This is a genomic window from Marinobacter nauticus ATCC 49840 (assembly GCF_000284615.1).
In the GTDB taxonomy this organism is placed as follows: Bacteria; Pseudomonadota; Gammaproteobacteria; order Pseudomonadales; family Oleiphilaceae; genus Marinobacter; species Marinobacter nauticus.
On record NC_017067.1, the window covers coordinates 2250225 to 2265405 of the forward strand.

Genomic DNA, 15181 nt, shown 5'->3' on the forward strand with positions numbered 1-15181 from the left:
GTGATGAAAAGGCCCGGTTGCGGAAGCTTCCGGGCCTTGCTGTTTAAACGCAGCAAACACAAGGAATGTTCATAGATCATGGCAAGGAATCAAGGCCAAGGTGGGCCGATTGAATCACGGCTAATCAGCTTATTGGCATCGTTGTTTTTCTCTATCCCAACAGCAGCCCTCATTTGGCTCTGGTTCAATTTGGAGTTAGCCATTTACTGGGATTCCTTTCTCAGTAGTGGTTACCTTGTCGCCTGTATTATTGTCTTCGCTGTGTTGGCCATACTGCTCCCGCAATTGTTTCCATCCATTCTCGCGTCCATTTGGCGGGGTTACATGTTTGATGCAGTCAGCGCACGCTTTGATCAGTTTTAATAGTGGCGTTATGAAGGAAATTCTTGTTGTTGGTTGTGTCTTGTTTTTGGCGGCTTGTAAATCAAGCAATTCCGATAATGACCAGCCAGATGTTGGCGCCGAAACAATCGCTCCTGAGGTAGGAAGCTGGATCAGGGCCTGCTCCCCAATTGATGATGTGATCACAGCAGAAATATTTTATGACGGCGAGTTATCCGCTCGGTGGGTAGAGCGACTCGACATCACAGAAAACGCTATAGTGGTCTCTCGATCCGTTTATGTTGATGAGATGTGCGAGACGCCTCTGTCCTTCGAGGACGGGCCGGGAATTGTACTTCAGTGTTTCGGGGAAACTCGTCAAAGAGTGCTGGTACAAGGCGTATACGAGGTACTGAGCTTCCCCTACATTGATGACCGGTACAATCCCCAGGTTCCCGGAAGTTGTGATTTGCCAGCTGAGCCGGGCATGAACGTTTATCCGGTGGGTGATGTGCTCTACAGGGCTTACTATACGGACGCGATGAGCAGTGAACCCTCGGAACTGGTGGTCGATTTCAATCAGGTTTTTGAAAGGGTCCAGTGATCTGAATCGACCATTTTTCACCGGAAAGGGAACAATCTTTGGAAAGGAAAACCGTGCCTGCGTCAGCCCCTCTGGTCAGCATCATCACCCCCACCTTCAACCGTGAGCGCACCATCACGCAAGCGGTCGAGTCTGTCCTGGCCCAATCCTATCCCCACTGGGAGCTGATCATCGTTGATGATGGCTCCCGGGATAGCACCCGCGAGAAGCTGGCCAGTTACCTGGACGATGAACGCATCCACTACCATTTTCAGGAGAACCAGGGCCAGAGCATTGCCCGGAACCTGGCGCTTCAATATGCCCGAGGCGAATTGCTGTGTTTTCTGGATTCCGATGACCTGTGGGTGCCTGAAAAGCTGGAGAAGCAAGTGGCGCTTATGGAGGCTCACCCGGAGGTGGATGTCCTTCACAGTGATGAAATCATGATCGACGAGCAGGGCACGGAGTTGTCCCGCAAGAATATGCGCCGGTACTCGGGCCGGATTGCCCGCCAGATGCTGGTGGACAACAGCGTGAGCATCAACACGGTAATGGCGCGGCGGAAATGCTTCGATGCCATGGGCGGGTTTTCCGGTCGCTACGGCGTTGCCGACGATTACGACATCTGGCTGCGTTTTTCAGCCCGTTTCACCTTCCTGTATGTGCCCGAGTACTGGGGTTATTACCGGGTGATGGCAGACCAGATTTCCAGCGACAAGAAACGCCGATTTGCCGCCAACGAAGCGATCATTCGTGATTTTATCGAGGAATACGGAAGTACACTCCAACCCGGTGACATCCGCTGGGGCCTGGCCCGCTTCTACTGCCGGAAAGCCCGTCATTTTGCATCAGCAGGAGACTCGGCGACGGCCTGGGGCGCGGTTGCTCAGGCGTTGCGGTATGCTCCGCTGGATTCCGTGGTATGGCGCGCCGTTTATCGGGTGATCTTTCCGGGCAAAGGTGGCTAGAGCAATGAACCAAACACGATGGCAAACCCTGATGAGCGCTCTGGGGCTCCCGCCTTCAGAAGAGTGTTATCACGCACTCCATGCCGCCTACTCAGAGAAGCACCGGTTCTACCATACCGTCGATCACATTGATGCCATGCTTACCCACTTTGACGGCGTAAAGGAAATCGCTGAAAAACCGGAAGAGCTGGAGCTGGCCATCTGGTTCCACGATGCCGTCTACAAGCCCCTGTCGAAGACTAACGAGCTGGACAGCGCAAACTGGGCACAGACGTTCCTGGCTGCTCACAGTTACGGTAAGGCAGGCATCGAGCGCGTGCACAACCTCATCATGGCCACCCTGCACAATGGCAACATCAAGACTCCGGACGAGCAGCTGATTGTGGATATCGACCTTGCTATTCTGGGCGCCCCGCCTGACGTGCACGATCAGTTTGAGCGTAACGTACGCAAGGAATACAGGCTGGTGCCCGGGTTTATCTACCGCAAGAAGCGTAAGGAGCTGCTTCGGTCCTTTCTGAGTAGTGGCAGCATTTATAACCTTGAGCTGTTTAACGAAAGATACGAAGATCAAGCAAAACAGAACCTCCACAGGGCCATTAGCACGTTATAAACTGCCCTGCGTAATCAGCGGATAAAAAGGACTTTCCATGACTCTCGGATGGGTAATTGCCGGCACAATCGGCCAGGTGCTTCTGGCCTACATGCTGTTTATTCTGGGCGTATTCGGTTTCAGCGCCGTGGGTAACACCCACCGCCCCACTCCGTTCGATTTCTCGGTACTCAACTCGGCCCTGTATACAGCGCCTGCAAGCTGTCTGATCAGTGCGGTGGTTGTTATTGGTCTCTACCGCTCTGGCGCGGGTGAAATGTCCTATCTCTGGTACGCGGCGCCGGTTCTGTTGTTTGCAAGCTACTGCCTGTACGTCAAGCTGTGTATCAAACGCCAGTGAGTGGCGTTATGTCGAAAATCTTCAATACCCGCTCGCCCGCAGTGATTATCGTGAAACTCCAACACCATTGGAGGACATGAACGATGACTGCACGCGCGAACTATATCGGCCTGGCACCCAAAGCCATGCAGATCCTGTTGAATCAGGAAGCCTATCTGAAAGAGCAGTTCAGCGACTCCAGCATCCTGAGCACGGCGTTGTGGGAGCTGCTAAAGCTGCGGGTTTCACAGATTAACCAGTGCGCCTTTTGCGTGGACATGCACAGTAAAGATGCCCTGGCCCAGGGCGAGACAGTGGAGCGTTTGATTGGCTTGAGCGCTTGGCGGGATATGCCGATGTACTCAGCCACAGAGCGCGCGGCTCTTGAGTGGGCGGAGCATCTTACCCAAAGCAAGCCGGTGGACGACCACTACTATGACAAACTGGCAACGGCCCTTGGCGAAAAAGGGCTGGTTGATGTAACCATCGCGGTGAACGCAATCAACAGCTGGAACCGGATCGTCAAAACCTTCAAGCCAGAGGTAGGCAACTATAAACCCCAGTAGCCTTGGCAAACCTGCATTCGACTTTCAGTTGTCCTGTCCATCGGGCCCGCTTTCGGCCTTTGTTCAGGGGGTTTGGTCTGCAGCTGTCTCAGAATCGGTAGCGGAACCTGTGGTAAAGCTGTTGCATTCTGAGGCGTGCAGCAGCATCTGGTTCAGTCTTGCGGGGGACGTACGAATCGGGGATATAGCAATTCCTGAAGGGGTGGTTGTTTTGCCGGTAGAGAAGGTGGCCGCCCAGGTATCACTGGCGCCGGGATCAGAGCTCGCGGGGATTCGCTTTCAGCCTGCCATCGGCTATGGCCTGATCCGCCAGCACTTTGGCCGGCCCACGGTACTGAACCGTGACCCGAGGCAATTGCCCGGTCTCATTCCGCTCTTTTCCCGCCTTAAAACCTGTTGCAACAACGTAAGCCGCGTGAGCACGATGCAGAGCTGGGCTGAGAACAACTTCCGGCTAACCCGGCTCATTCCCGGCGCTCTGCAGCAGGCTCTGGACTGTATAAGAGACGATGCGGAACCGGGCTCGCTCGCGCAACACCTGGAAATCAGTCAGCGCCATGTGGAACGCCTTTTCAAACACTGGATGGAAATGACGCCCAAACAGTACCAGCGCATTCTTCGGGTGAAACGGGCCATCAATTACATTCGTGAGCATGGCCAGGTTAACCTGGCCGAAGTCGCTCACCAGTTCGGCTTCAGTGACCAGGCCCATATGACCCGGGAGTTTCGTACGATTGCGCGCATCACGCCGGGCCAGGTGTAATCACTGAAAATGAGGCATGAGGACTGGAATCTCCCCGCTTATTTTTCGTAGCCTGTTATCAGGTTCATTGGCAGCCTCCCGACCAGGTCAGATCAGCAAATCAGGAGTTGTATCTCATGAAGGGAATCAGAAGCGCCTGCGCGCTTATTATCCTCACGTGTCTCTCGGCACTGACTCAAGCCGCCACCGCCGTCGAAATGGCCAGGCAAGCGTATTTCCTGATCGAGCGCGACCCTCTCGATCTCGATCAACGAGATGAAGCCAGTTACCTGATTCAGCGCGCCAATGTGTTGGACGGCGACGAGCCATGGGTGGCGGTTGCCCAATCCCGCCTGACTCTGGTGAGCGGCTACAAGGTTGGGCAACGACACGATCGCCGGGCCTACGAAGAAAGCGCCGTCAGTACCGCAAGGCAACAGGCAGAACGCGCAGTTCGTAATGGGCCGAACCTGGCCATGGCACACGTTCAGTTGGCCATGGTGCTCATTATTCAAGGCGAACTGCGTACGGCCTGGGATCATTTGAATACCGCAGACTCACTGGATGAACAGAGCTTCTACCCCTGGTACCTGCGGACGGTTATCGCGATACACCACAAAGACGAAAAATTCGCCGCAGAGGGTTTCAAAGAAATCGAGAGCAGAGCATCCCAGAAGTATCAGAAACGCCTGTTGCTTCATGAGCGCATGCGGTTGGCCAAGGCCACTAAAAACCTCGAGGAGCGGGATCGGCTGCATCGAAAAATGATCGAGCTGGACCCTGACTATGCCTACGCCTGGGGCAATTACGGTTCATTTTTACTGGGCCAGAAACATTACCGGGAAGCCGTGCATAACCTGGAGCGAGCCGTAGAGTTGAAACCCTACGGGCTCGCGGTGAGCCAGTTAGCGGAGGCACGCAGGAAGCTGAATCAAGCGTTCTGATTTGCTTCAAACAGTCCAAACAACATCCTCATAATCAAATCGCACCTTCGGTAACTGCGCCGTGGTGTCCCAGACACTGCGATACCCCAGCGCCACGATGGCGGTGCTCTCCAGGCCAAGTTCCGGCAGTCCCAGCACTTCGTCGTAGGCTTTATGGTCGAAACCGGTCATGGGGCAGCTGTCGATCTGCATGGTGGCGGCAGCCGTCAGAAGGGTGCCCAGGGCAATGTAGGCTTGCTGATGTGCCCAGACTTGTTTCTCGGCCGCTGTTTTGCCCGAAAGCGCCTGTTTCATATGTTCCACATACCCGGCAATGTCGCTGGCCGGGACACCGCGGGTCTTCACGAACTGGTCTACGTAGCGATCAACGGTGTGGTCGCCAATCTCTGTCTGAGCCGCGAAAACGATCAGGTGGGAGCAGTCCAGCACCTTTTGCTGGCCGAATGAGTGCGCCAGCAATGCCTGCCTCACCGGCCTGCTCTCCACTATCAAGAGCTTGTACGGCTGCAGACCGTATGACGAGGCGCTTTTCCGTACCGCGTCCAATAGAGTTTCGACAGCACGGGTATCGAGCTTTTCCGGTGAAAATTCGCGAACGGCGTAGCGCCAGTCCAGGGCTTGGTGGATATTCATGGTGATGACTCCCTTAGCAGTGACGTGTTGCTGGCTACTCTAGGGCACGGTTATCTATCGAAAAACAGAGAATCCTGAAGAAAACTCTTTCCAATATGGAAACAGTTTTCCAACAACGGTCACCGGGTAATCGTGACCGCTCATTCCCAATACGGCTTGTCGCCGAGGTGTTGATCAATATGCTCCAGCAACAACCGCACTTTGGTGGGCTGTTTTCGCCCCGGGGGAAACAGCGCGAACACGGTATAGGGCTGGGGTGGGTATTCGGGAAGTAAGGCCACCAGCGCCCCATTATCCAGATCCTGTTGCACCAGGAAGCCCGGCACCAACCCCACCCCCGCGCCGTTCAGCAGGCTTTGCCGTATGGCCAGACTGCTGTCGGTACGGTAGTTGCCGCTCACGACGACTTCTTTATCGCCCAATGCCCATACCCGGGGCCGGTCATGAAGATTGAACATCAGGCAATTCTGTTCGGCCAGGTCGGCGGGTGCATGAATGGCGGGCGAATGCTCCAGGTAGCCCGGCGCAGCACAGACAATATTCCGGGACTGCCTTAGCGGTTTGGCCAGCAGGCTTGAATCCGCCAGAGTGCTGCGAATGCGAATGGCCATGTCCACACCCTGCTCCACCAGGTCCACCATGCGGTCACTGAGCTGAAGGTCGATCTCGATCTCCGGATACCGGGCCAGAAAGCTGTCGATGGCCCCGGTGATGTGGGTAAGCCCGAAAGACATGGGAACGTTCAGGCGGATCAGGCCACGGGGTTCCGCCTGAAATCCGCGAGCCTCCAACTCGGCATCCTCCAACTCATCCAGCAAAGCCTGGGTGCGCTTCAGAAAAGCCAGACCAGCATCCGTCAGGCTCATGCGGCGGGTGGTACGGTTGATCAGGCGAGTATCAAGATCCTTCTCCAGAAACGCGATGTGTTTGCTAACGGTGGCTGCGGTGATATCCAGGTCGTCGGCGGCCCGGGTGAAACTGCCCAGTTCTGCCACGCGCCTGAAGATGTTCATTGCGACCAGTTTGTCCGTGGCCATGGCTCGCCCCTCATTATTTCCAATTTGGAAGGAGTATTATTCGAATTAGACTGATTATCAAATCAATCCGAAAGCGCACACTGGTGGTCACCAGACATTTTTCACACATCGGAGTGCCAGCCATGCTTGCCACCACATCAAGATTCAGCCTTCCCCTCCAGGCCGTACTCTGGGGTTTACTGCTAATCAATGGCTTTCTAATTGCACTAATGCTGGCGCTGGCCAAGGCCGCAACGTCTCTCGGCCTGCCGGCCGTTGCCTACGCCTTCTGGCAAACACTCATTGCGGGCGTCGTGCTGCTGTTATGCACGGGGGAGCGCCGAGCGATTCATCAAGCAAGATTCGCCCGCTATTTTCTGGTCAGCGGCCTGACCGGCATTGCCGTGCCCAACTCCATCGGTTTCTTTCTGGTGACAAAGCTGGGGGCCGGCTACACGGGAATTATGTATGCCCTTCCGCCTATCTTTACCTTCCTGTTAGCGTGGGGCCTGGGGCTGGAAAACCGTAACTGGCTCAAGCTCGCCGGGTTGTCCATCGCGGTGATGGCCTGCGGCTGGATTGTGGTTCAACGCCATGCTGAAATGAGCAACACCAGTCCACTCTTGTTTGTTCTTGGGCTGGCCATTCCTGTGATGTTGTCTGTGGGGAACGTATATCGCTCTGTAGCCTGGCCAGCAAAAGCCAAACCGATGATTCTTGCGGCCGGTACCCTGCTGGCGTCTGCCCTGGCGCTGGCTCTGTTCGCCGCTATGACAAACACCGAACTGCTTCCATCAGGCACATCGCCTCAGTTGATTGGCATTCTGATGCTGCAGGGGCTACTCACGGCCCTTACCTATCTGGTCGCCTTTGAACTGCAACGGCGCGCAGGCCCGGTGTTTTACAGTCAGTTAGGCGCTGTCGCCGCCGTGTTCGGGCTGTTGATCGGCGTCGTCTGGTTCGGGGAGCAGTATTCTTCGGCCATCTGGCTTGGGGTATTTCTGGTGATTCTCGGCTTACGAATCAGCAACCGTGCGGCGGCACCTGCTCCATCCTGAACGGAGCATTTTTCAGGCATTCAGGGTTACCCGATCGGCTGGCGTAACTTGCGAAGGAAGTTAAAACAGAATAGCTTGAACACCTCTGGTTAAACCTTGAATGGAGCTCAATCATGCAAAGGATCGCATCACTCAAATTCGGTTTGCTTGGCCTTACAACCCTGTCTTTGCTTCCCGGCATGACCCAGGCCGGCGGCCCGTCTCCCGAACACTTCCTCAATGACCGCTCAATGGTCCTGGAGATTCGCTATTGCGAATGCCAGGCCACAGAACCGGGCAACGCTCCGACCGAATTACGCTCGGCGTTTCTGGAACAATCGCGCCTTCTGAAAGTTGACGTAGACCCTGAAGGCACGGGATTTGTATCGTCACCGGAAATAACATTGGGTTTTGAGCTCAAGGCGCGGCCGGAATCCCCCAGCGACTTCACCTTCAAGTTCGCCGGCCATTACGATCCCGTAAGCCAGAACGTTACCGGCACTGGAGAGGTATTGCTAACGAAGGATCAGTGGCTGAATCTGTTCAGCTCCAGGCATGAGAGAGAAAACAACACGGAATACCGGGATGTTGCGGTAAGGCTAGTTTCCGGAGACTTGTAAGCCAGTTAGTAGTGTTACACTTGCAACCCGCCATTAAGACCAACTTTAAACGGGTTCCAAGAGACACTCATGGTTAAATCGATCGCTTTGGCGGGGCTTCTTGTCCTGCTCCTGGGGCTGATTATCTTTCAGTACATCATAACCTCGGTGCCCAGCCTGGAACCGCCCATCACGGTAAGTGACGCCCGGCGCGTAGATGACAACAACTCCTTGCTGGTGTCGCTCACCGGAAGCGAAGGCCGGCGTTTCACCCTGGGGCTGCGTGGCGATATAGAAGAGAAACCGGAGGAAGCCGCGCTGTTTTTCATCAGCCGCCCGACCCTGGTGCCCTACGTGTACTGGCCAGGGTTCCGCAGTAATGACGAAAAACGGGTTCTGAATTTGCTGACGTCTTGGGAAAAAAACCGAAAGGCGCCTTCTGAAGAGTCAGAACACGCGGCGTATCAGATTTATTCAGTGTTAAAGGATCGAAACTAACCCCGGACTCCAGCCCGGGGTTAACTTCAAGCTCCGGTTTACGAACAGGACCCGCAGCAGGTACCGCCCTCGCCGTGCCCACCCTTTTTTGGCTCGTCGTTCTGCGTCTCTGCAATACCACTTGCCTCGATGTGTTCAACGCCATTGCTTTCAGTTTCTGCGTCTTCTTTCTTGAAAATATTCACGAATGACAGGGCCATCTGGATACCTCGGTTTGCTACTGGATTTAACATTCATTTTTTATGTATGTTATTGGGTAGACATCCGTCCGGTCAAGCAGTTTACATCTCAGGTAACCTCAAATCTGATTCCCTTGCCGGAGCCTCTGTACAGAGTCATGCGGAAGACAATACCATCGGGGTTTCCCCAAGACTCAGAGAACTCGACGGAAGCCGCGCAGATTGCAGGCAGTCTTACCTCATTCAATTTGCTCAAAGGAAGAAGCCACTACTATGAAAACCATAGGTCTCATCGGTGGAATGAGCTGGGAATCCACCCAAACCTACTATCAGTTGATCAACCAGAAAGTGCGAGACGGGCTGGGCGGGCTGCACTCAGCGCGACTGGTTCTCTACAGTGTGGATTTTGCCGAGATCGAAGCCCTGCAACATCAGGGGGACTGGGCGGCGACCGGGGAAATTCTTGGTGCGGTCGGAAAGGCGTTGGCCGCGGCAGGGGCCGATTTCATTGTGTTGTGCACGAACACCATGCACAAAGTGGCAGATAGTATTGATAAGGCTTCTGGCCTGCCGATGCTTCACATCGCCGATGCGACAGCTGAGGCGCTTCATCGCGATGGGATCGATTGTGTCGGCCTTCTCGGCACAAAATTCACCATGGAACAGTCGTTCTACAAGGAGCGTCTGGAGAACCGCGGCATCCGGGTTTTAGTGCCGGGTGACGCGCAGAGGGAATTCGTGCATACCGTCATTTATGACGAGCTATGCCGTGGTATTATCGGCCAGCCTTCTAAACAGGGCTATCTGCAGGTGCTGGACTCACTGGCCGCACGAGGAGCGCAAGGCGTAATACTGGGTTGTACCGAAATTGGCTTATTGGTGCAGCAGGCTGATACTGCCATTTCGCTTTACGACACCACCCGCATCCACGCGGAGCAAGCCGTGGCGCACGCCTTAGCGTGACCAGCACAGCCGTTTCAGCCACCACAGTTTATTTAGCTCCTCATTCACTTGGTGATGGTTTTAACACGTTCTATGAAAAGCTGGCTGCTTCTTGGTCTGGCCATTGTGGCCGAAGTGATTGCTACCTCGGCACTGAAATCCAGCGAAGGATTCACCCGGTTGATGCCGAGCGTTGTGGTCGTGATCGGTTACAGTGTGGCCTTCTATTTTCTGGCGCTGGCTATCAAGGTGATCCCTGTGGGGATAGCCTATGCCGTCTGGGCCGGGCTGGGCATTGTATTAATTTCGCTCATTGGTTGGTTACTGCTCGGGCAAAAGCTGGATTTTCCTGCGGTTGTCGGTATGCTGCTGATTGTAGCCGGCGTTTTGGTTATCAACCTGCTTTCCAACACAGGTGCACACTGAACCGACATGAGTACCGTAACTTCGATCACTATTCGTAAATACCGGATTCAGGATCTGAGCCCGGTGGTTCGCCTGTTCACCGATTCCGTGCACGAGCTCACGGCAGGTGCCTACGACGAAACCCAGCGTTATGCCTGGGCTTCACGGACGCCACATCTGGATACCTGGCGCGAACGGCTGGAGTCTCTGGAAACCCTGGTGGCAGAAGAAGGCTCGGATCTCGCCGGTTTCATTTCCTATGAAAAAGACGGCCACATCGACCTCGTGTTTACTGCCCCGAATTATGCTCGTCGCGGCATTGCTTCTGCCCTTTATCACGAGGCAGAGCAGCAGCTCAAAGAGCTGGGCGTCACAGAACTCAAGACCGAGGCCAGCGTGGTCGCCCGGCCCTTCTTCGAGCGCCACGGTTTTGAGGTGGTGGATGAACAGCGTGTCACGGTCCGTGGCGCCCAGTTTCTGCGTTATCTGATGCGCAAAAAACTCGACGCCTGACCTGGATTCAAGCGGGCTCTTCAGCCTCTTCGGCCAGAGTCCGCACCCGCTCAAAGTCCTCCTCGGTAAACACACCATTCACGCCAGATATGGCGGCAAGCTCCATGCCGTGCTTGAGCCCGAGCTTGTAGATCTCCCGCACCTTCTCCCATTCAATATTTCGGCCGAGAGTGAAGTTCTCGAATCTTGCTTCCAGCGCCAGCACAATCGTCTCCGCCAGACAGGCGTAAGCGATGCCCCGGGGCAAGCCGATGTCCTTCATGCGCACGTCTCCCGGTAGCTGGATTTCCCCGGATTCGATTACCAGCACATCCGGCCGCTTCGCCACATCTTCCGCCGGGATATCCAATGGCCGGGCCACATCGGTGATCACGCAGCCGGGTTTCACCTGCATGATATCCAGAATGCGTTTACCGGCCCCGGACGTAGCGGTGACCACCATATCCATTCCTGAAAGATCCCGATCCGTGGTGGCAGAGACGTGAACGATGGCCCCAGGAGTTTCCAGTTCGATACTCTCCTTCAGCGCCAGCAACTTGGCTGCCTCCGGGGCCACCATGTAGATTTCATCCACGGCTTTTGCCAGCAGGCGCGCGCACACGGAACCAATGGCGCCTGTGGCCCCGACCACCATCGCCTTACCCGCCATTTTGCCGCTCTTGCCAATACTCACGCGGCCGACTTTTTTGGCGGCGTCGTGGGCGGCCCAGAGCGCGCCGGAGGCACTGTAGCTGTTACCCGTGGTGATTGGTAACGGTGCTCGTTTGGCCACGGTGATGCCGGCGTCACCCACCACTTTGGTGAACGCACCCAGTCCCATAATCTGGGCCCCAAGTTTCTTGGCCAGTTTTGCCGCTGCCAACAACCGGCTGTAGGTAAACTCCGGGCCGTGGGCCATGATTTCCCTGGGTGTGCCACCTACGGTGATCAACCAACCCTCGGCTTCGTCTCCGGTGGGGGATTTGATGCCGCTTACCTTGGAGTAAATGAAAGGCGGTGTGTAAGCGACAGCCTTTTCCACCAGGTTCATCACGGTGGGTGGAGAGACATTGGCAATCCAGTCCAGCGGTGGGGTTTTGGTCAGGTACTGCTGAGACAGCGGATGAATCACGAAGGCGAAGCGGTTTACCCGCCGATAGCCGTTGGGATATAGAATCCGCGGCTCAATTCCCAGGGTTTGAATAACGTCCAGGAAGTCGTCTGCGCCCAGCTGCTCCGGCGTGCGGGACAAGGCCGCGCTTATCATCGCTTCCATCACATTCACGCCCACGGGCCGGCCTTCCAGCCAGGGACTGTAGTCCACTACCATGGCGACTTTCCGGGAGCGGAACCAGTCCAGGGCAGACTCCGTAACCCGGGAGGTGATCACGGTTTTACCGTCCAGTTCCTTTTCCGAGAAAGCCTCCAGATCCCCCATGGCACCTACAATCACATGGGAATCCTTCACCGACTCATGTAAAGAGCCACGAATAAGCTTTTCGCCCATGCGGTAAATTGGCGTTTTGTGCAGAGCTTCAATGAGCTTGACCGCCGCAGGACGGAAGGTTACCGGAGCAGTAAGCGAGGTATAGGTTTCGAGCTGACGCAGGGAAGTCAGCAGTCTCGGTACGCCAAAATCCAGGTAGGGATCGGCAAAAAACAGGTTATCGGTGTGTTCAGACAACGCCTTGGCAATTCGGTAGCCGGCCTGGCCGTTCAGAAACAGTACCCGGGCGTTGTCAAAAAAGTGCCCCAGCTCAGTCTGTGTATGGCGTACCGCCCATTCCTGCAAGATACCCCGGAGGCCGGCACCGGTCGTCACCGGTTTGTCCGGAATACAGGCCTCAAGGCGAGCCGTGTCAGGATGTTCCAGCTGCTCACGGCCCACCTGGTAGTGATCGTGAATCATGCTCAGGCCAATGGCATCGGCCTCCCCGCAAACGGAATCCAGCACCGCCTCGGCACGTTCCAGGTTGCCATCCGTGCCTACCCGAATAATCCGGAATGGCTGTTCCAGAAATGTGGTTTCCAGTTCGTAATCGTATTCCGATGATCCCTGGCTGACACTAACGACCGTTTTCATGGCGGGGGCATCCTTGTTGTTTTGTTATGCAATCAGTTTAGAAGATGGAGCGCTCAGCTGCTTTAGCTCAGATCAAATAGCAGGCACAAATTAACCGGCTAAACTCATGCTGTGTCGAAACCTCAAACCCCAGTCCGATTCAGGGAGGCTCCATGACCACTCAGGAAGAACTTAACGCCACCATTGCCGATCTCGTGCAACCGGGCAAAGGCATTCTGGCCGCAGATGAAAGCTCCCCGACCATTGCCAAACGCTTCAAAGCCGTAGGCGTTGAATCCACGGAAGCCACGCGGCGCGAATACCGCAGCATTATTTTCTCCACGCCCGGACTTGGCGAGCACATCAGTGGCGTGATTCTTTTCGAAGAGACCCTGGAACAGCTGAGCCTGGAAGACATTGCTATCCCCAAGCTCCTTGCCAGCCAGGGCATCGTGCCCGGCATCAAGGTCGATCAGGGCAAAGGCCCGCTGGTGAATGCCCCGGGGGACGAGATTACCTACGGACTGGATGGCCTGGCAGCCCGGCTTGAACACTACAAGGCCATGGGTGCCCGCTTCGCCAAGTGGCGGGATGTGTTCCATATCTCGGACACTCTGCCCTCGTTCCAGGCCATCAAGTCCAACGCCGAGGTGCTGGCCCGCTACGCCGCCGTGTGCCAGTCGATGGGTATTGTGCCGATTGTTGAGCCGGAGGTACTGATTGACGGAAATCACACTATCGAGCGGGCTGCAGAGGTGAGCGAAGACGTATTGCTGGAAGTGTTCAAGGCCCTGCACCGGCACCGGGTGAACCTGGAATGCATGGTACTGAAGCCCAGTATGGTGACACCAGGCAAGGAATCCGGCAAAGCCTCGCCTGAACAGGTTGCCGAAGCAACACTGAGCGTATTCCGGCGAGTGGTGCCGGCGGCCGTCCCCGGGATATTTTTTCTCTCCGGAGGCCAGACACCTGAAGAATCCACCGAGAACCTCAATGCTCTGAACAGCATGGGCTACCATCCCTGGGAGCTGAGTTTCTCCTATGGCCGGGCTCTCCAGGAACCTGCCCAGAAAGCCTGGGCCGGAAAGCTGGAGAATGCCGGGTCGGCACAGGCGGCCATGAAAAAACGGGCCAGACTCAATGGCCTGGCCCGTTCCGGTGATTATCTAGGCTCAATGGAAGCTGATAATTAGGCCGCGTTGGTGTGGCGCTGCGGCAGGTCTAATGGCTGATCCAGGCAGGCCAGCATGGGCGCAACTTCCCGGATTTTACGAGCCTGGGGCCAAAGGGCCTCGGCTTCGGCAAAGCCCTGACGCAGGTAATTGAGCCATTGCTTGATGCGGCCGGTGACGTATTTGTCTTCCAGGCGGATTTGCAGAGCAGCGGCGTATTCCCGCACCAGAACCACGACCTCGGCCCAGCTCATGGGCTCCCGTGTTTCTCCACTCTGGGAGGCCTTGATCTGGGCCGCTAGGTCTGGCCTGGCGATCAGGCCACGGCCGATCATTACATCGTCGCAGCCGGAGACTTTCCGGCAGCGCCAGTAGTCTTCCACGGTCCAGATTTCGCCGTTGGCGATTACGTGATTTTTGACCGCTTCGCGTACCTTGGCGATTTCTTCCCAGTAAGCGGGCGGCTTGTAGCCATCTACCTTGCTGCGGGCGTGAATGACAATCTCAGAAGCACCGGCCGCTTCCAGAGCCTGGCCACAGGCCACGCCCATGGAACGGTCGTCGTAACCCAATCGCATCTTGGCCGTTACCGGAATATCCGCAGGCACGGCTTTACGAACGGCTGCGGTGATTTCATACATCAGCTCGGGCTCGCGCATCAGCACGCAACCACCTTTGTGCTTGTTCACGGTTTTGGCGGGGCAGCCGAAATTGATGTCCACCTGCCCTGCTCCCAGCTCGGCTGCCTTGGCACCATGGCGGCCCATCATGTCGGCGTTGGAGCCCAGCAGTTGAACGGCCACGGGTGTTCCAACTTCTGTGAGCGCACTGTTGTGCAGTTCCGGAGCGTACTTGTAAAAAATTCGGGGCGGCAGCATGCCGTGGGTCACGCGAATAAATTCCGTCACGCACCGGTCAATCCCGCCGACCTTGGTCAGGGTTTCACGAATGGGTGCGTCGACCAGCCCTTCCATCGGGGCAAGGATGATTCGCATGAAGGCTCCAGAAACTGAGAGAAGTGAATCAGAATACGGCTGATCAAAAATCAGGCGGAGCGGATTGTAAGGAATTCGGGGGGAAATAGGTAGCC

The 15181-nt window shown here is 55.8% G+C and carries 19 protein-coding genes; 14 read left to right on the plus strand and 5 right to left on the minus strand.

The genetic code is table 11. The features are described 5' to 3' along the window. The first annotated feature begins 373 nt into the window (after window positions 1–373). From MARHY_RS10460 to MARHY_RS10490, 7 genes are all read left to right on the plus strand, one after another. Entirely contained in the window at window positions 374–925 is a 552-nt protein-coding gene (locus MARHY_RS10460; RefSeq protein ID WP_014421775.1) for a hypothetical protein, read from the plus strand. 53 nt (window positions 926–978) lie between these two features. Further along, a complete protein-coding gene (locus MARHY_RS10465) occupies window positions 979–1872 on the plus strand; it encodes a glycosyltransferase family 2 protein (RefSeq protein ID WP_158011924.1) in 894 nt (297 codons plus the stop codon). A 4-nt stretch (window positions 1873–1876) separates the two neighbouring features. Beyond that, window positions 1877–2485: an HD domain-containing protein gene (locus MARHY_RS10470; RefSeq protein ID WP_014421777.1), complete on the plus strand. Its 609-nt coding sequence runs from the start codon at window positions 1877–1879 to the stop codon at window positions 2483–2485. 37 nt (window positions 2486–2522) lie between these two features. Beyond that, a complete protein-coding gene (locus MARHY_RS10475) occupies window positions 2523–2825 on the plus strand; it encodes a hypothetical protein (protein ID WP_014421778.1) in 303 nt (100 codons plus the stop codon). A gap of 83 nt (window positions 2826–2908) precedes the next feature. Then, window positions 2909–3370, plus strand: a complete 462-nt coding sequence (locus tag MARHY_RS10480; protein WP_014421779.1) for a carboxymuconolactone decarboxylase family protein — start codon at window positions 2909–2911, stop codon at window positions 3368–3370. A gap of 202 nt (window positions 3371–3572) precedes the next feature. Continuing rightward, window positions 3573–4133: a helix-turn-helix domain-containing protein gene (locus MARHY_RS10485; RefSeq protein WP_407635399.1), complete on the plus strand. Its 561-nt coding sequence runs from the start codon at window positions 3573–3575 to the stop codon at window positions 4131–4133. Window positions 4134–4249: 116 nt separating this feature from the next. Beyond that, window positions 4250–5056, plus strand: a complete 807-nt coding sequence (locus tag MARHY_RS10490) for a tetratricopeptide repeat protein (protein WP_014421781.1) — start codon at window positions 4250–4252, stop codon at window positions 5054–5056. A gap of 6 nt (window positions 5057–5062) precedes the next feature. On the opposite strand, the gene MARHY_RS10495 is transcribed toward MARHY_RS10490, so the two are convergent. Continuing rightward, window positions 5063–5689 carry an NAD(P)H-dependent oxidoreductase gene (locus MARHY_RS10495; RefSeq protein ID WP_014421782.1) on the minus strand — a complete coding sequence of 209 codons (627 nt, stop codon included), beginning with the start codon at window positions 5687–5689 and terminating at the stop codon, window positions 5063–5065. Window positions 5690–5829: 140 nt separating this feature from the next. Further along, window positions 5830–6726, minus strand: a complete 897-nt coding sequence (locus MARHY_RS10500; RefSeq protein WP_014421783.1) for a LysR family transcriptional regulator — start codon at window positions 6724–6726, stop codon at window positions 5830–5832. A 122-nt stretch (window positions 6727–6848) separates the two neighbouring features. On the opposite strand from MARHY_RS10500, the gene MARHY_RS10505 reads away from it, so the two are divergent. The 3 genes from MARHY_RS10505 (at window position 6849) to MARHY_RS10515 (ending at window position 8839) form a co-directional block, all read left to right on the plus strand. Next, entirely contained in the window at window positions 6849–7763 is a 915-nt protein-coding gene (locus MARHY_RS10505) for a DMT family transporter (protein ID WP_014421784.1), read from the plus strand. A gap of 113 nt (window positions 7764–7876) precedes the next feature. Beyond that, window positions 7877–8362, plus strand: a complete 486-nt coding sequence (locus tag MARHY_RS10510) for a hypothetical protein (protein ID WP_014421785.1) — start codon at window positions 7877–7879, stop codon at window positions 8360–8362. A gap of 69 nt (window positions 8363–8431) precedes the next feature. Continuing rightward, window positions 8432–8839 (plus strand): hypothetical protein, encoded by a 408-nt coding sequence (locus MARHY_RS10515; protein ID WP_011784573.1) that lies wholly within the window; start codon window positions 8432–8434, stop codon window positions 8837–8839. Window positions 8840–8877: 38 nt separating this feature from the next. On the opposite strand, the gene MARHY_RS19100 is transcribed toward MARHY_RS10515, so the two are convergent. Beyond that, window positions 8878–9072: a CCGSCS motif protein gene (locus MARHY_RS19100; protein ID WP_081496569.1), complete on the minus strand. Its 195-nt coding sequence runs from the start codon at window positions 9070–9072 to the stop codon at window positions 8878–8880. 219 nt (window positions 9073–9291) lie between these two features. Here MARHY_RS19100 and MARHY_RS10520 point away from each other — a divergent pair, with 219 nt between their 5' ends. From MARHY_RS10520 to MARHY_RS10530, 3 genes are all read left to right on the plus strand, one after another. Further along, window positions 9292–9981, plus strand: coding sequence for an aspartate/glutamate racemase family protein (locus MARHY_RS10520; protein ID WP_014421787.1), 690 nt, complete (start codon window positions 9292–9294; stop codon window positions 9979–9981). Between the two features lie 72 nt (window positions 9982–10053). Then, window positions 10054–10386 (plus strand): SMR family transporter, encoded by a 333-nt coding sequence (locus MARHY_RS10525; protein WP_014421788.1) that lies wholly within the window; start codon window positions 10054–10056, stop codon window positions 10384–10386. 6 nt (window positions 10387–10392) lie between these two features. Then, entirely contained in the window at window positions 10393–10878 is a 486-nt protein-coding gene (locus tag MARHY_RS10530) for a GNAT family N-acetyltransferase (protein ID WP_014421789.1), read from the plus strand. A 7-nt stretch (window positions 10879–10885) separates the two neighbouring features. Here the strand turns inward: MARHY_RS10530 and MARHY_RS10535 are convergent, their stop codons facing one another. Further along, window positions 10886–12940 (minus strand): DUF8754 domain-containing protein, encoded by a 2055-nt coding sequence (locus MARHY_RS10535; protein WP_014421790.1) that lies wholly within the window; start codon window positions 12938–12940, stop codon window positions 10886–10888. 152 nt (window positions 12941–13092) lie between these two features. On the opposite strand from MARHY_RS10535, the gene MARHY_RS10540 reads away from it, so the two are divergent. Next, window positions 13093–14112 (plus strand): class I fructose-bisphosphate aldolase, encoded by a 1020-nt coding sequence (locus tag MARHY_RS10540; protein ID WP_014421791.1) that lies wholly within the window; start codon window positions 13093–13095, stop codon window positions 14110–14112. On the opposite strand, the gene MARHY_RS10545 is transcribed toward MARHY_RS10540, so the two are convergent. Next, window positions 14109–15086, minus strand: a complete 978-nt coding sequence (locus MARHY_RS10545; protein ID WP_014421792.1) for a tRNA dihydrouridine synthase — start codon at window positions 15084–15086, stop codon at window positions 14109–14111. The genes MARHY_RS10540 and MARHY_RS10545 overlap by 4 nt on opposite strands. Window positions 15087–15181 lie beyond the last annotated feature (95 nt).